Genomic DNA, 17,237 nt, shown 5'->3' on the forward strand with positions numbered 1-17,237 from the left:
TGCGGACGAGCATAGTCGTTACGCACCGTTACGACAATTGTTCTGAACGCAAATCCTCGTTAGTTTGCCGAAAAGCGTTCTCACCCTTTGACCGACAGGAGCAGGCACGCATGTCAAAGGCCAGACCCCCGACGGGATCGCGCCGCAATCCCAGAGTATCCGAAGCAATACTGGATGCGGCCCGCGAGATTTTGACCGAACGGGGAGCCGCCGGGTTCAGCATGGAAGCGGTTGCCCAGCGTGCAGGTGCCGGAAAGCCGACGATCTACCGCTGGTGGCCAACGCGTGCTGACCTCCTGATGGATGTCTATGAACGCGAGAAGCTCGTCTCAGTTGTACCGGCTCAGAGCGATGATCCCAACGACGACCTCCTCCGCTATACGGTGAATCTTTGGCAGTTCTGGAGCACACATACGGCAGGACAGGCATTTCGTGGCCTGATCGCGGAGGCCCAGTCCTCTCCGGCCGCCATGACCGCGCTGCGCGATCGCTTCCTGCCACCGCGCCTTTCGACGATCCGGGAGATGCTGGGACGGATCCTGTCGCAGGCCAGCGCCGAAGAGATCGACCTGCGTGCCCGGCTCTGGCTTGGCTTTTCGTGGCAGGCCCTATTGCAGGACCAGATCCTGATGGAGGAAGTGGATATCGGCCGCGCTATCGCGATCATCACCTGCCCGAGCGGTGCCTAGCGCTTGTAGCATGCGGACTGACGAAGCAGCTGGATAAGCGTAATGCGCTGGCGTGCATCGAGCGCGCCAAATATGGCGTCCTGGACATCTGCCATGACCTCCTTGAGCGCAATGGCCCCGTGCTGACCGGCTTCAGTCAACGAGACGAGTTTCTTGCGGCCATGCTTTGGATCCGGCTCGCGCCGAATGAGACCGCGCTCCTCCAGCGACCGGACGGTATGGGTCACGTCGCGTGGGTCAAGCAAGACTGCCTCGCCCAATCGCGCCTGCGACATTCGCCCAGTGCCGGCAAGAATTGCAATACAGCGATACTCGTAACCATCGAACCCGGCCTTCCGCAGGCCAGACAGCACCTGACGATGGGACCGTGTGGCGGCAGAACTAAGCACCCATGACGGAAGATCGGTGAATTCTGAGGACATGTAGAGCTCCGCCAGGACCAGGGCTCTAAAGTGTTGGTGTCACCAACTCAATATTGGCAACACCAATATAACGGATGATGCCCCGATTCCAACCTCCGGCCACTGCCACTGTTATCGGTCCGACAGAGAACGCGCTAAGAGCGTTGCTTCTGCCGTCGCTTGCGACGACACGTATCGACACCTATGGCGAAAGGATCCTGCTCAATGCTGTGTCCGCGGCCGTTCGTTCTGCGGACATCCCCTGGCGCACGGCCGTGCGCCAAGCGCTTTGTGTCGAGCCACAGAAAGTCGATGACATGCTGTGCCGTATGAGATCCACCGGCCTTCTTGGTCCAGATGACACGCCGACCGCCCTCGGAGCCGCCGAGCTCGAACGCGGAAGTTCAGCCATTGCCGCGATCACCTCTGATCTTGTCGATGGCATAGACGAACCCGGACAGGCGATCACGCGCACCGTCCTTAAGCGCATCGGCACCAGCGCCCGTGACTTGCTAGCGTCGCCGCCCTATTCATTGACTTCATAGGCACAGCGAAAGCCGATATAGACCACCGCGAAATCGGCGGGCTTCCACTGCATCGCATCGGCGCGCATCTGCGCGGGTCCATACCACCATGACCCGCCAGCGGTCAGCGCCTGCCCTGCGTCGCGATCAGCCAGCCACTCCCATACGTTGCCGCCCATGTCGAAAAGCCCGTTGATTCCCAGACGTGTCGCACCGGCGGGCGCATGGCGCGGCCATGGATCATGACCAGCGCCATTAGCACCGTCGGCGCTTTCGCCTGTCGGATAGGGATAGCGGCGCCCGATCTCGAATCCCCCCGCCGCACCCTGCCCCTGTTCTGTGTACCCGGCACCTTCCCAATCATCCCGGGTGGGCAGGCGTCCCCCGGCCCAGGCGCAGAAATCTCGCGCTTCGAACCAGGTCACATGCACGGCCGGCTCCAACCTGTCGGCCGCCGGAGTGCCGAAGGGCGCCCGCCAGGTCCAGCCTGGCCGCCTTTCCCAGCCGGCGCCCCATTCGTTTCCGCCTCCGCTCCGCTCGGCCGTTGTGAGCAGGGACGTCGCATCAACGAAGGCGGCGAAGCGGCCTACCGTCACCTCGGTCCGATCGAGCGCGACCTGCCCGAGCACGACGCGGTCAGGGGTGGCCTGCGCGCCTGCAGCACCGGCCCAAGCAGCGACCAATGCAGCGGTCAGCGCGCAGGCCCTCGTCAGCCGCGTTGCGGGAAGGGCCATGTCACCACGCCTCCGTAGGTCTTTCCCGGATAGGGCGGCTGTCGCAGCGCCTCGGACACTCCGGGGAGTTCAGCGTAATAGCTTGCCATGCGTTCGCGCATCTCCACATCGGGCAAATCACCGTAGAGAGCGCCCATATTGTCCGCGACGTGCTCCGGGTTCGAGGTCGCCGGCACGACATTGGTCACGGCCGGATGTGAAACGATCCACTTCAGGAAATACTGCGCCCAGCTCTCGATTCCCAGCTCGGCGGCAAAATCCGGCAATGGCTGATCGGCGACAGGAGTAAACAGCCGCGCCTTTTCGAAGGGGATATTGATCTGAACCGCGACGCCATTGTCAGCGCAGGCATCCAGCAGCCGTTGCTCCGGTGTACGGGACAGGATCGTATAAGCGATCTGAACAAAATCCAGAGTACCCGTGTTCACCAGCCGCTCCATTGTATCCCAGTACTCCGGACTCCACTGCGTGGCGCCAATGTAGCGCACGACGCCTTCCTCCTTCTTCTGCGCCAGCCAGTGCCGGACCTGATCATGGTTCTCCAGCGAGTGTACTTGTAGGACATCGATCTGGTTCCGCCAGAGGCGCTCCTGCGACTGTCGCAACTGCCGTTCGGAGTGCGAGTTGTCCGAAAGGTAGTCCCCGGTGGTCCACGTCTTGTTGGTAATGAACATCTCGTTCGTGAGCCCGAGCTCGGTGAGGTAGTCACCTGTCACGACTTCGGACATACCGTAGAGCGGGGACGTGTCGATGACGCGCCCGCCCGCCTCATGGAACCGCCTCAAGACGTCCCTTACATGGTCCCGCGGTTCGCCCGGAGTGATGTCGAAAGTTTCGAATGTTCCAAGGCCGATAACCGGAACCTGCTCCCCAGTCGCGGGAATGGCGCGCAAGATGGGCCGCGGACCATTTTCCTGCGCCAGAGCTGCGCGTGGCCTGGCATAGGCGGTAAGAGCCATGGCCGAGGCGCCGGCGATGAATGCTCGACGGCTGGTGCTTCGCGGTGAAGATGTGTAGGTCATGCTATCGATCCTGTTCGAAGGGTTTCGATGGAACATCGCCTTCTCCAGCCCCCCGCGCGCGTCCGATCCTGACCAATCGACACGATCCTCACCATAATGCGACCGATGCCCGACTATGACTTTGGTGACGAAGGAAGGCCAGAGCACTGACGTTCCGACAGAACTTTGGCAGACCTTCCGGAGGGCTTTCAGACAGACCACTGGTCGATATCTGTCTGCACCCACTCGGTCGCATGGTGGATATCGATTGTCTGCAAACGGCCCGGGCCGAGATTCTCGAACCGGTGCGGCAACCCCATCGGGCCGAGCACCACCTCCCCTGCGCCGACTTCGACAACGGTGTTACCGACGAAGAACTTGGCCCGTCCTTCGATTACCAAAAAAGTCTCGTCATAGGGATGCACGTGCCACCGCGGGCCGGCCCCGATCTCGTCGGTGCCATAGGCAAGGATCGTGACCGGACCGCCGAGGGTGCCTCCTGCCACCACTCCGCGCCATGGACCGGCGGCGGTGGCATCAAACAGTTTCGACCTCGTGGCGAGCCGTCCATCCGGCACCACATCGTCGGGATCAAAATCGTGTCGTGACATGAGACCTTTCCTTTCCCTTCGGCCTGCCTCCGCACCTTCAGCCCTCAGGCATGTCCGCAATGGGCTTGCAGGCACGTACAAGGGCGTGGCATCACCAGCTTTCCTCCGTCGAAGCGTGCGTGCCAGCGCTTCGAGTTGATCCGCACATTGGTTCCAGCCGTCGTGAACCCCCATGTCGCGATGCTTCTGCATGGTCTCTGTCGACCAGTGGCGGGCCCGGGCCGTGTATCGCGTTTTCCCGTCTTCATCTGCGAAGGTGACAATCACAACCATAAAGGGCGCCCCCCTCCCCCGGCTCCCAACCAGCGCGAAAGGCATCAGTGACCACCAGCTTCTCGCCAGGCACCGCTTCTAGGCAAATGCCCTGCGCAGGCATTGCATCGCCTTCGGGGGATTGCATCGTAATGTTGTGCTTGCCTCCGGCCCGGAGCTCGACTTCGGCCTCCGAAACGTTCCACGGCTTCGGCGCGAACCATTGCTTCAGCAACTCGGCTTCGGTCCAGCAGCGATAAACTGCGTTCCGTGGAGCATCAAGGAGCCTGCTGAGCACAAGTTCGCGGTCATTGGGAACGTCGGTCATCAGGTTGTCTCCTGACTGAGAGTGCTGCACCGCAGTCAAACGTCGGGCCGCACAGAGTGCTGTTCCGTTTACCCCGCGGCGCATCGGGCTTGGAACGCAAATACAAACCGGTTGGTATCTATCAATCGATCAACACGTTGCCCGGCCCGGATGAGGTGGATCGGCGCAGACCTGCTGTCTGGACGCGGGACCGCCCGACCCCGGCGAAAGTCATCCGGGCACGTTCCAGCCGGCGTCGAGGGCCAGCCCCGCCAGGGCCGAACTCAGGATACGCTCGAGAACCGGATCATCAGGGGTGACCTCTTCCCCGAGAAAACGCGAGCCATCGATCCGCAACATCGCGTAGCCATGGACCAGGCACCACAGAGAGATCGCGGCATCGCGTCGGTCGCTGTCGGAGCGCCCGCTCAGGCAGACCGACAGCGCGGTCATCAGCGGCTCGATCGTGCGGCGTTTCGCCAGGGCCGCGCCGGGATGGTCCGCCCATGAGGTGATGAAGGCTCCGAACATCAGCCGGTACAACTGGGGCTTTTCGAGCGCAAAGGCCACATAGTCCCGCCCGAGCGCGTGCAGCGTTTCCCAGTCGGCCGCCGCAGGATCGGTGATCGCGTCCTGCCTCAGGCGCAGCCGCTCGTACCCCTGCTCGGCCAGGGCGGCCAGCAACCCCTCGCGGCTGTCGAAATGGTTGTAGGGCGCGGTCTGGGACACCCCGACGTGGCGCGAAAGCGCCCGGAAAGAGATCGCGTCGGCGCCGGAACTTTCCAGCAGGTCTCCGGCGGCATCCAGCAATGCTGCCCTGAGATTTCCGTGGTGGTACGCGCCCTTGCCTAGCTCGCGGTTGGCGTCTTCTCCGCCCATGAACGGCTCCCGGCTCCGTGAAACAGGTCAATATTGACAGCGATCATATCGACGTGCAACCATGTGTTCACTGTCAATATAGCACTCATCATCGCGGAGCACCGCCATGTCCCATCACCCGCCCCCGCCGCCGCTGGGACCCGCCGCCTTCCTCGCAGCCTTCCTACGCAGCCCGAGGCGGATCGCGTCCGCCTTGCCATCCGGCGCGGCGCTGAGCGACATCATGGTGCGGGACATTCCGCTGGGCGTGCCCATCCTAGAACTCGGCGCTGGGACGGGGGTCTTCACGCGGGCTATGCTGCACCAGGGCGTGGCCGAGGCGGACCTGACCCTGATTGAACGGCACCCGGGCTTTGCCCGGCGCCTCGCCGCCTGCCATCCCCGGGCGCGGGTGCTGGATGGCGACGCAGCGCGGCTCGGGCGGCACCTTGCGAAGGGTGATGTCGCAGCGGCCATCAGCGGCCTGCCGCTGCTGTCGATGTCGACCGCGACGAAGTTCCGCATCCTGGCATCGGTCTTCGGCGCGCTCTGCCGGGACGGCGCTCTCTACCAGTTCACCTACGGCCCGCGAGCCCCTGTACCGGCGGCCATGCTCAAACGACTCGGCCTGGTGGCCGAGGAAGTCGGCTTCACCTGGCGAAACCTGCCGCCCGCGCGGGTCTATCGCCTGAGCCGACGGCAGGCGCCGGCCGCCGGACACGCCCCGGCCACGGCCCCCGGTGCGGAGGAGCGGCGCGATGCGGCTTGAGTTCACCCTGAACGACGCCCCCGTCCAGGCGGACGCCGACCCGGACATGCCCCTGCTCTGGCTGCTGCGCGACGCCTTCGGGCTGACCAGCGTCAAGTTCGGCTGCGGCGTCGGCGCCTGCGGCGCCTGCACTGTCCATCTGGATGGTGGGGCGGTGCGGGCCTGCACGGTGTTGGCAGGCGATTGCCGCGGGCGACGCATAACCACGCTTGAAGGACTGGGCGGCGAGGCATCCCTGCACCCGGTCCAGCAGGCCTGGATTGATGTGCAGGTTCCGCAATGCGGGTACTGCCAGCCGGGCATGATCATGGCCGCCGCCGCGCTCCTGACGGAAACGCCCCGCCCGACCGAGGCCGAGGTCGACGCGGCGATGACCAACCTCTGCCGCTGCGGCACCTATCCGCGTGTGCGCCGTGCCATCGCACGGGTGGCCACGGAGTCCGAAGGATGAGCGGCGTGATCACCAGACGCCGCCTGCTGGCCGGCGGTGCGGCCCTTGCGGGCGGCGGTGTGCTGTTCGGCTGGCTCGGCTACCGGCGGGCGGAAGCCGCCGTGGCGGACCGTGCCGCGGCGCTGACCGATACACGGGGCGGACGGCTTCTGGCCGGATGGGTGCGGATCGACGAAGACGGCGCGGTCACCGTCTACGTGCCTCATGTCGATATGGGACAGGGCACCCAGACCGCGCTGGCGATGCAGTTGATCGAGGAGATGGACGGCGACTGGGACCGCGTCTCGGTCGCCCCGGCACCGGCCGATCCCGCCTTTGCCAACTGGTTCCTGGCGCTGGCCTACACGCGCGAGAACGGCGAACTGCCGGGCGCCGAGGCTGGCTGGCTGGACCCCGTCTTCCGCATCGCCGCGCGGCGGATGCACATGCAGCTTACCGCCGGATCGACCGCCGTCCGCACCACCGGCGAATTCGGCTTCCGGCTGATCGGCGCGGCGATCCGCGCGGTGATGGTGGACAGTGCCGCTGCGGCCCTCGGCGTGCCGGCGGCCGAGCTTTCGGTCGACTCCGGACAGGTGACACATGCGCAAACCGGCCGTGCGCTCGACTTTGGCACGCTGGCCGCCGATGCGGCAACGCGGGCCCTGCCCGCGCGCCCCCGGCAGAAGGCGGTGCCTGAGCGCTGGCTCACCGGGCGGCCGCGCGCGGGTCTCGACATCCCGGGCAAGGTGACGGGCCGGACCCGCTACGCCATCGACATCGCCCTGCCCGGCATGCTCCATGCGACAGTGCGCCATCCCCCCGTGCGCGGCCACCGGCTTGAGGCCGTCGATCTGGCGGCCGCCCGCGCCGTGCCCGGGGTTGTGGACGCGTTGGTCGAGGATAACACGCTCTTCGTTCTGGCCGACAGCCACTGGCACGCGGAACAGGGGGCCGATGTCGCCCGCCCCCGCTTTGCCGGCCCGGCGGGGCCCTCCAGCGCCGCGCTGACGGGGGACCGCCTCGCCGCGCTCGACACCGGCCCCTGGACCGAGGTCGAGGTTCAGGGTGAGCCAGCCGAGATGGCCGGGACCATGGCTGACGCTGACCTCTTCGACGTCACGCTCGACGTCCCCTATCTGCACCATGCCACGCTGGAGCCGATGAACGCCACGGCCCGGATGCAGGACGGCAAGCTCGACGTCTGGATCGGCCATCAGGACCCGCTGGGGGCCCGGGCCGATGCTGCAACACTTACCGGGCTCGCGTTCGAGGATGTCACCCTGCATCCCTGCCCCATCGGCGGGTCTTTCGGTCTGCGGGTGCGCACCGCGCCCGAGGCGTCGGGTCCCCTGCGCCAAGTATGCCTTCTGGCACGCCATGCCGCACCCCGCGCCGTGAAGCTGATCTGGCCCCGCGATCAGGACATGAAGCAGGGGCGCTATCGTCCGGCCGCAACCAGCCGCATCCGGATCGGCAGCGACGCAACCGGCCTGCCGGTGCTCTGGGACCAGACCTATACCGAAGGCGTGGTCGCCCGGGAAATCGCCCATCCGATCCCCTATGCGATCCCGCATCAGCGGTTCCGGTCCGTGCCCCGCAGGGATCCGGTCACGGTGGGGGCGTTCCGAGGCGTCAATGCCTCACAGCACGGGTTCTGGCGCGAGGCGGCACTCGATGCCTGGTGCGCCGCCCGGGGCGCGGATCCGCTGGATATCCGGCTGCGCCTGCTGTCTGGGGATGCGCGCGGCACCGCGGTTCTCGGCGCGCTTGCCGATGTGCTCGGCCCGGCCGCCGGCGCGCCCGGGACCGGCCGCGGGCTGGGATATGCCGAAGGGTTCGGAGGCACGCGCTGCGCCGTGGGGTTCGATCTGACGGCAGACGGGCCCCGCCCCCGCATCCTGCGGACCGTCGCGGTGGTGGATTGCGGACAGGTCGTCAATCCTCTCAGCGCGGCCCAGCAGGTCGAAGGCGCCATCGTCCAGGCGGTGTCGACAGCCCTGGCCGAAAGGATCACCCTGACGGGCGGGGCCGTTGATCAGTCCTACCTGTCGGACTATGGCGTGATCGGGATGGACGCCGCCCCCCGCGGGGCCGAGGTGATCTTCATCCTCTCCGACGCGCCGCCGTCGGGCCTCGGAGAATCCGCGTTTCCGCCCGTCTCATCCGCATTGCTCGAAGCTCTCGCGCAGGCAACCGGCGACCGCCGCGCCAGCCTGCCGCTGATGTGATCGTGCCTGCAGGGGTCATGATCCGCCAGTGCCACCTCCTGTGCCACTGGCGGCATTTTTCCCGCACCACGCCGCCACAAAGCTTCGAAACTTTTCAGCCGCGGGGTGATGCATTCGATCCTGCCAGCTGAGCGCAAACGGCAGTTCAGGCACGTTCTCCCCCGCCAGCGGACGAAAGCACACACCCGGCCTCCCGGCAAAAGCCATCGAACGGATGACGAACCCGATCCCGCGCCCGGCGGAGGCCAGCCCGATCACCGCGATGGAATTCGAGACCTCGTGGTCGATCATCGGCTCCACATTTGCGGTCCGTAGCATGTGAACGAGCCGGTCGAAGATCGCGGGTCCGATGGAGCGGCCGGTAAAGATCAGGGACTCGCCCGCCAGTTCCGCGGGATCGATCACGTCTCGCTGCGCCAGCGGATGGCCTTCGGGCAACACCGCCACGAAAGTTTCCCCCGGCAGTGCAAGCATCGGCCGGGCGCCGCGCTGGAGCGGCGGGTGAAGCACTCCGAAATCCAGTCTGCCGGCCCTGATCTCGACCTCAATTCCGTCCGACAGATGCTCGCTCAGGCGCAATCTTACCCCCGGATGCGCTGCCTCGAACGCGCGGATCAGGCGCGGCACGAAAGAGTAGAAGGAGACGGGCGTGTAGCCGACCCGCAGCACACCGTCATCGCCAGCGGCAATCCGTTGCGCGGTCTGGCCAAGGTCTTCGGCCTGGCGCAGGAGTGCCTCGGCATGGGGCAGGAATTCTGCACCGGCCGGTGTCAGCACCGTGTCGCCCGGCCTGCGTTCAAACAGCGCGAACCCAAGCAGATCCTCAAGACGCGCGATCCGCTGGCTGAAGGTCGGTTGGGCCAGGCTGACGCGCTCGGCAGAACGGCTGAAGCTTCTGGTTTCGGCCAGGACCGTGAAGCAGCGCAGGCTGCGCAGGTCGATATCCATCCATCTCCCCCATGCTCTATTGGTTTTTGCAATAATGACCGAAGACCTTAAGATTTGAAGCCCCGGCGCGCAGATTGCATCGTTTCCCAATGGTCCGGAGACAAGAAAAGGAAATAACATGCGCCATCTGATCATCGCCGGGCTTCTGTGCTCCGGACTTCCCCTGCCCGCCTTCGCCGAGGACACCGCGCTCCTGGACCGGCTGGATGCCAGCCGGATCGTCGCCATCTCGGATGGTGATTTTGTCGGCAGCACCTATGCCGACGGCGTGCTTGCGCCCGAGGCCGCGGGACACCGCGATGTCTTGAGCGTTCTGACCCGCAGCGCCGACGGCTGGATCCGCGCGGAGCTCGAACTCTCCAACTCCGTCACCGCAGCGCCCGAAATCCTGGCCCTTGACTCAACCGGCCGCTGGGCCTTTGTGGCGGAACGGCTGGCCGGTCGGCAGGCGGGCGACCAGACGGCAGCCGATCTCTCGCCCGGTCGCAGGGTCTTTGCCGTCGACCTCGAGGATCCCGCCGCACCGCGGCTGGCATTCGAGACCGAAGTGATGGACTTCCCCGAAGCGCTGGCCGTTAGCCCGGATGGACGCAGTATCGCGGTCGTCGGAGGCAGCGGTGATGACGCCCGCATCGACATCCTGCCCTTCGGACCCGATGGGTTCGGCACCGCGCTAAGGGCGGAGCTGAACACGCTAGGTGTTGACGGAGCACTGGCACCGCTGGCGGTGACCAATGTCCATTGGCACCCCGACGGAAACCGCATTGCAGTCAACCTCAACCGGCAGGACAGCGTGGCATTGCTGGAAATACTGCCGGAGGGGCTTCGACTGATTGGCACACCGGCCCCCACAGGAACCGACCCCTTCGTGGGCAGGTTCGCGGCAGGTGGCCGGTACTACGTGACCGCGAACTGGGGGCGGGACTTCACCGCCCAGACGGTGACGGGCAGGCTGCCGGACCGTCCGTCGACGCTTTCAGTCCTCGCCGTGGAGGACAGCGGTCTCATCGCCCTGGGTCGTGCGGAGACGGGTGAATCAGCCGAAGGCATTGCAGTCAGCCCAGACGGAGGCCTGATCGCGACCGTGAATATGGATGGCACCAGCCTTCCGGGTGACCGTTTCAGCCGCTTCGGCACGATCGGCCTGTTCCGGCTGTCCGACCAGGGCACGCTCGACCCGCTAGGTCTCTATCAGCTGGAAGGCGTCCTGCCCGAGGGCGGCACGTTCGATGCAACTGGCCGGCACTTCCTGGCGACGGTTTTCCATGGCCATGAGGACGCCACACCGGACACCGGCGCCGGTCTAGAAGTATTTGAAGTCGATCCGACAGCAGGTCCGAGAGGAGCGCTGACTGCCGTGGGCCGGATCGTCATGCCGCATGGCGTGCACCATGTGGCAATTCAACCGTGACCCTGCCTCACGTAGGGATGCAGCCCGTGACGAACTGCAGTCTACGTCTCACGCTTTAAGTTCGAGAGCACCTTGTCCCTAGGAACTAGCCATGCAGACGCAAATTACAAGGGCCTAATAGCTGCACAGTTATCATCTCGGATACCTGCTATGCCCTCAACTTTGAAGCAAGATGCATCACCTTTAGAACCCAGCCGCAACCGGCGGAAGCGAACTGCCGATTTCGCCAGCATTCATCACGATTGAAGCGAACAAACTGGTATATAGAACTTGGGATTGTAACCGAAATTTATTCTCGAAGCCAGTGCCCTTTCAAGCCAGAAGAATCAAGCCGGCATCACCTCTAACGCTTGAAAGCCAACAGATCTTCGGATCACGAAGCGCCTAATTGGAGCTGAGCAACATAGAATAAGGAACAGATCTTCTCATGATCCACACTTCTCGGAAACGATGCGATAATAACGTCCAGATTTCAATCCGACATCTGCGCTTCTTTGTTATCACTGCCGAGCAAGGTAGCTTTCGCAGGGCGAGTATTATCCTCGAAACTGAACAATCAACCGTTAGCCGTCGGGTGCGGACGCTGGAAGACCTCCTTGGCGTATCGCTTTTTCATCGGCAAACGAGCGGAGTTTCACTTACCTACGCAGGCCGTCAGTTTCTGCCGCGAGCACGTAGAATAATTCGAATTCTTTATGAGGGGGCGATCGAATCGTCTGCAAGTGGCCGGTCTGAAGAAGGCATCTTACGCATCGGACTCTATTCATCGATGGCTTCCGGATTTCTAGCGAGTGTAATTTCCGATTTCGCTCAACGCCACGAAAGTATCCGTCTTGAGTTTATTGAGGGGGCGCCCGGCGATCTCGTCGCATCGATCCGTCAATTAAACTTAGATATTGCTGTGACTGCAGGCACACGTTACTGGGAGAACTGCGATCAAGAGCAATTTTGGTCCGAATGCATTTACGTTGCCATTCCAGACCGCCACTTCCTATCAGGCCGTGAGTTGGTCACCTGGCATGACCTCTCAAACGAAGTCTTAATGGTGAGTGATGCGCCTCCCGGAGAAGAATTTTATAAATACATTGTCAGGCAAATGGGAAACATAGGCGTGCACCCAACGATTAGGACTCACAATGTTGTGCGCGATAACTTACTTCCACTTGTTGCAATAGGGCAAGGGCTGACCATTGTAGGTGAAGCCATAACCATCGCGAAGTTCCCCGGCGTAGTGTATAGACCGATAGCAAATGAACGAATGGCTTTCTCTGCTGTCTGGTCGATGCACAACGACAACCCTGCCCTAAGGCGCTTTCTAAGTACCGCGCGCGAATACTCTATCAAGTGGCATTCTCGAACGGCTTAGCCTCAATTTCCAATACTACTATCGTCGTGTCTTCGCAAACACGCGATCCGTCGCCATGAACCGCTCTAACATCGGCACTATAAGCCGGACGGGATCGGCGACAGGCTGGCCTGTCTCCCGTTCCAGCACCTCGGCATAGGCGACAAGATCGCGATGAACGGACGCGGGCAATTCCACTGTCACCTTCACCGGCTTGTCATCGGCCAACGGCCCAAGCTTGAGTTTCGACATGATCAACCTCCTGCGGGCTCGAATACGAGATCTCGGGTGACGATGATCCTGACCGGGAACCCCGGACGGATGGTCAGCGTTGGCGCGATCTGCAACTGACGCTGGACAATCTGCTGACCGGCCTGGTTGACCGTGTCCACAGCGCCATCGCGGATCGCCTGGACCAGGCGGTCTTCGTCATCGGTGGCGAGGTTCGCGCCGATCGCCAGCAGCGTGGACAGACCCGCCGCGCCCATCAACTCCCACCAATGATAGTCGACGCCATCTTCGAGGCCGGCATAGCCGCTCGCATCCGATCCCGGCAGACGTTCGAGAACAATGGATCGACCGCCGGGAAGGATCAGGCGGTTCCAGACCAACAGCACGCGGCGTTGGCCGAACGTCACGCCGTCATCGTATTGGCCGATGATGCGAGTTCCTTGTGGGATCAACAGCAGCGATCCGGTCGGGCTGTCATAGACGTTCTCGGTGACCTGTGCGGTGATCTGCCCCGGGAGATCGGAGCGAATGCCGGTGATCAGCGCGGCCGGGATCACCGCTCCGGCCTGAAGGATGTACGGCGAGGCTGGCGGCTGAATGCGATCCGATGCGACGGTTTGCCGGTCCACCGGACCGTTGAGGAAAGCCGTATGCCGGCTCCCCTCGGGTTGTTCGGTGCCACCCAGGCCCGGAAGGTTTACGCCGGCCCCGGCCGTCGTTGCCCTGCCAGTTGCCGACTGGAAGAAGACACCGCTCAGACGCGCGGTTTCCTCCTCTGCCCTGCGGCGCTCCGCTTCCGGATCGACGGTCGGGCCCACAATTGGCGGCGGGGTCACGGGCACTCCCCGCTCCTGCGCATCGAGGATCGGTCGCCCGAGGTCACCGGGCAGTGCAGGTCCCAGAACCGGTCCGGTATAGTCGGACGGCAACCCCTCCAGGCCGTCCGCGGCCGGTCGGTTGTCGATGGAATAGAGTTCTCCACCTCCCGGCCCGGCCTCACGGGTCTGGAGCGCATAGATCAGCGCGCCCCCAATGCCGAACAGGGCGAGAGCTCCGACACCGGCCAGAACCTTGCGCGACAGCCGGGTCACGCGCGGCGGATCGGGGCGCAGACGCATCGGAGCTGCAGGATTGGTGTCACTCATGACGCCCCTCCCCTTCGCGCATCCCCCTCCGTCCGCGCATCTGCCTCGCGCTCCTCCGTGCGCACGATCCGGACCACCTGCTGGCGGTCTCCTGCTCCCAAACGGAGCTCGGCGGCACCGAAGAGGCGATCCACGATCAGCACGTTCCGGTGGATACGGCTGTTGACGATCTGCGGCTCTCCGTCGGTGCCGAGCACGAAGAGCGGTGGCATTTCGCCCTGGGCGATGCCAGCCGGGAAGACGACATAGACGCGACGGCCATCGTCGAAGACCGAGACCGGGCGCCAAGGTGGGCTGTCCCCCGGAATCTGCAATCCGTAACGATGATTGCGGGCCGATGGTGCAGGGATGGCCGGCGCGGTCGCCACAGCCTGTCGACCGCCACGCGGCGCTGCCGGATAGGCCCAGGCGACCGACGGCATGTAGAGCGCCTCGCGCGCGCGCAGTTCGATCGTGTACACCCTCCTGTCAGTGCTGATCACCAGATTGGTCGAGATGTCGTCCCGTGTCGGTTTGACGAGGATGTGGACGCGGGCGGTGGATCCGGACCCGCTCTCCGTGTCGCCGATGATCCAGCGTGTGGTATCCCCCGCGGCAATCGGACCCGCGCCGGTCAGACGTTCGCCCGGCTCGAGTGCGATGTTGGTGATCTGACCCGGTGCGGCATAGACCTGATAGAGGGCGCCTTCCGACCAGGGATAGATCTGGATGGCATTGTAATAGCCTTCGCGGCGCGGCTCGACCCGGGCGGCAGCATTGGCGTTTTCGATGCGACCAGTCGGTGTGCCCGCCGCGGCTCCACCATGCGCCACTGTCCAGACCGGCGGCGTGTGCAGGGGCCGAGGACGTTCCTCGGCAGCCGAGGCGGGCGGAGTGGGCAGCGGCGGCACGGACTCGTCGTAGCTGAATTCCGGCACCGGGCTGCTGGCGCACCCCGCCAGCACGGACGCGGACAGCAGCAAGGCCACCAAAGTAGGCTTATTGACACCCGGAGACCTGGTTGCACGAAGATGCTGTTCAGTCATTGGCTCATCTCCCGCGACCAGGAGATCGCATTGACGTAGATTCCGAGGGGATTGGCGCGCAGGCGCTCGGCGCTGCGCGGAGTCTGGATCACGACGGTCAGGATCGCGGTCCAGCGCTCGGTCGTGGAAAGCTGACCGTTCTCGTAGTGCCGCTCGGTCCAGGCGACGCGGAACGATCCCGGTGAGGCCCGGATGACAGAGGACACCTCGACGGCGATCTGCTGACGGCCGACGCGTGTGAACGGGTCGTTGGCGCGAGCGAAGTCGTTAAGCGCGGCCGCGCCTCGGTCCGTGGTGAACTCATAGGCGCGCAGCCAGTTCTGCCGCACGATGATCGGATCGGCCGGAATCGATCGGACCTGTTCGATGAAGCGGCCGAGGTGGAAGGCGATCTGGGGATCGGTGGGCTCGTAGTCGGCGGAGGCCGGAGCGACAGCCTGAGCCTCGCCGAGCGCGTCGACCTGAACGACCCAGGGCACGACGGTGCCACGCGCGGATTGCCAGACCAGGGCGCCGGCAAATCCCGCCGCGAGGATCAGGCTGCCGAAGGCCATGTAGCGCCAGTTGCGGGCCTGAACGCGGGCGGAGCCGATACGCTCGTCCCAGACCTGCGCGGCCCTCTGATAGGGCGTCTCTGGCTGAGGTGTCTTGCCATAATGGGTGGCGGAGCGCCTGAAGAGGTTCATGAGCGATCCCTTTCGGAGAGATTGACGGAGGAGCCCGAGCCGTGGCTGTCGCCCGACCGGACGGCATGGGCCGCAGCGCGCACACCATGGCTCACGGCCTGGCTATGGCGCATGCGCTTCGCCCAGGCTGGCGGGCCATCGGAGGCGGACCGGCTGGAAGAAGGCTCGGGCGCCGCACCGCCGACCGTGCCCATCGAGGTGGTTCCGCCCGTCGCCGCAACACCGCCCTTGACGCCCTCGGCGTAGCTGGACTGGATGCCGCCAGCCGCGCGAGAGGACGCTTTCTTGAGCGGTGATGCCGCGGCAGCGGCCCCGGCGCGCGCCACACCAGCCATCCCCCCGGAGAGACCACCTCCGCCCATCGAGCCAAGCGTGTAAGCGCTCGAGGCAGCGCCCGCCGCGGTGACGCCGCCACGTGCGAGGGCGGCACCACCGGAGAGCGCGGACCCGGCCCCGCGCGCTGCGAGCATGGTCGCCCCTCCGGCCCCGATCGCAGCGCCACCAACGGCAAGGCCGGTGCCTATGGCGGCCCCCGCGCCGAGTTGCGGCCCGCCGGACACCAGACCTGAGGCGATACCCGGGCCGAAGATACCGAGGCCCAGCAGAGACAGGGCGGCCAGCACAATCGCCATGGCGTCATCGATGGTCGGCGTCACGCCTCCGAAGCCAGCGGTGAACTGACCGAAGAGCGTCGATCCGATGCCGATGATCACGGCGAGGACCAGAACCTTGATGCCGGAGGAAATGACGTTGCCCAGCACGCGCTCGGCCATGAAGGCGGTCTTGCCGAAGAGGCCGAAGGGGATCAGCACGAAGCCCGCGAGGGTCGTGAGCTTGAACTCAATCAGGGTGACGAACAGCTGCACCGCGAGGATGAAGAACGCGAGGATCACCAGCGCCCAGGCGAAGAACAGGCAGAGGATCTGGACGAGGTTCTCGAAGACCGCGACCCAGCCCATCAGATCGGAGATGCTTTCGAGCAGCGGCCGTCCAGCCTCTAGCCCGGTTTGGGCGACGCGGCCGGGGCGCAGAAGATCGGCGGCGGAAAACCCGGTGCCTGAGGCCATCAGACCGAGGCCCGCGAAGCTCTCGAAGACGATCCGGGCGAGGTTGTTCCAGTTGGAGATGATATAGGCGAAGACCCCGACAAAGAGCGTCTTCTTCACCAATCGCGCGATGATGTCGTCATCGGCGCCCCAGGCCCAGAACAAGGCCGCCAGCGTCACGTCGATCACGATCAGCGTGGTGGCGATGAAGGCCACCTCACCCCCGAGCAGCCCAAACCCGCTGTCGATATAGCTGGTGAAGATGCCCAGAAAGTTGTCGATGACGCCGGTTCCACCCATGGCTCACTGATCTCCCGGACGCTGCGGCGCTTCGGGTGCAGGCGTCCGGCCGAGGAACCGGTCACGGCTCTCGGCCCAGGCGGCGAGGCAATCGGCATCGCTGGAAGCGGCCTCGCCAAGCTGCTGGCACCTGCGCAGCGTCGCTCGGAGAGGATCGGCAGACGGCTGGAGCGCGGGCGCGGTGCTGGTCGGCACGGGAGCTTCCTCGCGTGTCATCTCGATCACCGTGGCTGTGATCGCGATCGCCACGAACACGATGGCCGCGATCCGGGCCAGCACCTTCCCCTCCATCG

Annotated in this window: 20 protein-coding genes and 1 pseudogene; 7 read left to right on the forward strand and 14 right to left on the reverse strand. The window is 64.7% G+C overall.

Annotated features, from left to right (window positions below; genetic code table 11):
• Positions 1-110: 110 nt before the first annotated feature.
• Positions 111-689 (forward strand): TetR/AcrR family transcriptional regulator, encoded by a 579-nt coding sequence (locus tag EEY80_RS08505; protein ID WP_126976172.1) that lies wholly within the window; start codon positions 111-113, stop codon positions 687-689.
• Here EEY80_RS08505 and EEY80_RS08510 read toward each other — a convergent pair.
• Positions 686-1,111 carry a MarR family winged helix-turn-helix transcriptional regulator gene (locus tag EEY80_RS08510; RefSeq protein WP_126976173.1) on the reverse strand — a complete coding sequence of 142 codons (426 nt, stop codon included), beginning with the start codon at positions 1,109-1,111 and terminating at the stop codon, positions 686-688. The two genes, EEY80_RS08505 and EEY80_RS08510, sit on opposite strands and share 4 nt — an antisense overlap.
• A 143-nt stretch (positions 1,112-1,254) precedes the next feature.
• Between EEY80_RS08510 and EEY80_RS08515 the strand changes: the two genes are divergently transcribed.
• Positions 1,255-1,635: a hypothetical protein gene (locus EEY80_RS08515; RefSeq protein WP_126976174.1), complete on the forward strand. Its 381-nt coding sequence runs from the start codon at positions 1,255-1,257 to the stop codon at positions 1,633-1,635.
• Here the strand turns inward: EEY80_RS08515 and EEY80_RS08520 are convergent.
• The 6 genes and pseudogenes from EEY80_RS08520 to EEY80_RS08540 all read right to left on the reverse strand — a co-directional run bounded on the left by EEY80_RS08520 (position 1,617) and on the right by EEY80_RS08540 (position 5,398).
• A complete protein-coding gene (locus tag EEY80_RS08520; RefSeq protein WP_126976175.1) occupies positions 1,617-2,348 on the reverse strand; it encodes a formylglycine-generating enzyme family protein in 732 nt (243 codons plus the stop codon). The two genes, EEY80_RS08515 and EEY80_RS08520, sit on opposite strands and share 19 nt — an antisense overlap.
• Complete coding sequence (locus EEY80_RS08525; protein WP_205749063.1) at positions 2,324-3,370, reverse strand: aldo/keto reductase; 1,047 nt, start codon at positions 3,368-3,370, stop codon at positions 2,324-2,326. The genes EEY80_RS08520 and EEY80_RS08525 overlap by 25 nt, the downstream gene beginning before the upstream one ends.
• A gap of 188 nt (positions 3,371-3,558) precedes the next feature.
• Positions 3,559-3,960 carry a cupin domain-containing protein gene (locus EEY80_RS20410; RefSeq protein ID WP_126976346.1) on the reverse strand — a complete coding sequence of 134 codons (402 nt, stop codon included), beginning with the start codon at positions 3,958-3,960 and terminating at the stop codon, positions 3,559-3,561.
• Positions 3,961-4,143: 183 nt separating this feature from the next.
• A pseudogene (locus EEY80_RS20715) lies at positions 4,144-4,233 on the reverse strand (hypothetical protein); the annotation flags it as partial.
• Complete coding sequence (locus tag EEY80_RS08535; protein WP_205749065.1) at positions 4,205-4,540, reverse strand: SRPBCC domain-containing protein; 336 nt, start codon at positions 4,538-4,540, stop codon at positions 4,205-4,207. The pseudogene EEY80_RS20715 and the gene EEY80_RS08535, both read right to left, overlap by 29 nt.
• A gap of 210 nt (positions 4,541-4,750) precedes the next feature.
• A complete protein-coding gene (locus EEY80_RS08540; RefSeq protein ID WP_126976176.1) occupies positions 4,751-5,398 on the reverse strand; it encodes a TetR/AcrR family transcriptional regulator in 648 nt (215 codons plus the stop codon).
• 106 nt (positions 5,399-5,504) lie between these two features.
• On the opposite strand from EEY80_RS08540, the gene EEY80_RS08545 reads away from it, so the two are divergent.
• Genes EEY80_RS08545 through EEY80_RS08555 form a run of 3 tightly spaced genes read left to right on the forward strand, consistent with a single transcriptional unit; the run spans position 5,505 to position 8,807 of the window.
• Positions 5,505-6,146 (forward strand): class I SAM-dependent methyltransferase, encoded by a 642-nt coding sequence (locus EEY80_RS08545; protein ID WP_205749066.1) that lies wholly within the window; start codon positions 5,505-5,507, stop codon positions 6,144-6,146.
• Complete coding sequence (locus EEY80_RS08550) at positions 6,136-6,597, forward strand: (2Fe-2S)-binding protein (RefSeq protein ID WP_126976177.1); 462 nt, start codon at positions 6,136-6,138, stop codon at positions 6,595-6,597. The genes EEY80_RS08545 and EEY80_RS08550 overlap by 11 nt, the downstream gene beginning before the upstream one ends.
• A 5-nt stretch (positions 6,598-6,602) precedes the next feature.
• Positions 6,603-8,807 (forward strand): xanthine dehydrogenase family protein molybdopterin-binding subunit, encoded by a 2,205-nt coding sequence (locus tag EEY80_RS08555; RefSeq protein ID WP_164738199.1) that lies wholly within the window; start codon positions 6,603-6,605, stop codon positions 8,805-8,807.
• A gap of 15 nt (positions 8,808-8,822) precedes the next feature.
• Here the strand turns inward: EEY80_RS08555 and EEY80_RS08560 are convergent, their stop codons facing one another.
• A complete protein-coding gene (locus EEY80_RS08560) occupies positions 8,823-9,755 on the reverse strand; it encodes a LysR family transcriptional regulator (RefSeq protein ID WP_164738200.1) in 933 nt (310 codons plus the stop codon).
• A 118-nt stretch (positions 9,756-9,873) separates the two neighbouring features.
• On the opposite strand from EEY80_RS08560, the gene EEY80_RS08565 reads away from it, so the two are divergent.
• Together EEY80_RS08565 and EEY80_RS08570 are read left to right on the forward strand one after the other, a co-directional pair.
• Positions 9,874-11,166: a lactonase family protein gene (locus EEY80_RS08565; protein WP_126976180.1), complete on the forward strand. Its 1,293-nt coding sequence runs from the start codon at positions 9,874-9,876 to the stop codon at positions 11,164-11,166.
• 427 nt (positions 11,167-11,593) lie between these two features.
• Positions 11,594-12,532, forward strand: a complete 939-nt coding sequence (locus tag EEY80_RS08570; RefSeq protein WP_126976181.1) for a LysR family transcriptional regulator — start codon at positions 11,594-11,596, stop codon at positions 12,530-12,532.
• An 18-nt stretch (positions 12,533-12,550) separates the two neighbouring features.
• Here EEY80_RS08570 and EEY80_RS08575 read toward each other — a convergent pair whose 3' ends face one another.
• Genes EEY80_RS08575 through trbK-alt form a run of 6 tightly spaced genes read right to left on the reverse strand, consistent with a single transcriptional unit; the run spans position 12,551 to position 17,235 of the window.
• On the reverse strand, positions 12,551-12,763 hold the full coding sequence (locus EEY80_RS08575; RefSeq protein ID WP_126976182.1) for a DUF2274 domain-containing protein: 213 nt from the start codon (positions 12,761-12,763) through the stop codon (positions 12,551-12,553).
• Between the two features lie 2 nt (positions 12,764-12,765).
• On the reverse strand, positions 12,766-13,887 hold the full coding sequence (locus tag EEY80_RS08580; protein WP_126976183.1) for a TrbI/VirB10 family protein: 1,122 nt from the start codon (positions 13,885-13,887) through the stop codon (positions 12,766-12,768).
• Complete coding sequence (gene trbG, locus EEY80_RS08585) at positions 13,884-14,912, reverse strand: P-type conjugative transfer protein TrbG (protein ID WP_126976184.1); 1,029 nt, start codon at positions 14,910-14,912, stop codon at positions 13,884-13,886. The genes EEY80_RS08580 and trbG overlap by 4 nt, the downstream gene beginning before the upstream one ends.
• On the reverse strand, positions 14,909-15,598 hold the full coding sequence (trbF, locus tag EEY80_RS08590; protein WP_076623826.1) for a conjugal transfer protein TrbF: 690 nt from the start codon (positions 15,596-15,598) through the stop codon (positions 14,909-14,911). The genes trbG and trbF overlap by 4 nt, the downstream gene beginning before the upstream one ends.
• Positions 15,595-16,944 (reverse strand): P-type conjugative transfer protein TrbL, encoded by a 1,350-nt coding sequence (trbL, locus tag EEY80_RS08595; RefSeq protein ID WP_126976185.1) that lies wholly within the window; start codon positions 16,942-16,944, stop codon positions 15,595-15,597. The genes trbF and trbL overlap by 4 nt, the downstream gene beginning before the upstream one ends.
• 3 nt (positions 16,945-16,947) lie before the next feature.
• Positions 16,948-17,235, reverse strand: a complete 288-nt coding sequence (gene trbK-alt, locus EEY80_RS08600; RefSeq protein ID WP_126976186.1) for a putative entry exclusion protein TrbK-alt — start codon at positions 17,233-17,235, stop codon at positions 16,948-16,950.
• Positions 17,236-17,237: the final 2 nt, after the last annotated feature.

The sequence above is a fragment of the Frigidibacter oleivorans genome (assembly GCF_003993775.1).
GTDB lineage: Bacteria > Pseudomonadota > Alphaproteobacteria > Rhodobacterales > Rhodobacteraceae > Frigidibacter > Frigidibacter oleivorans.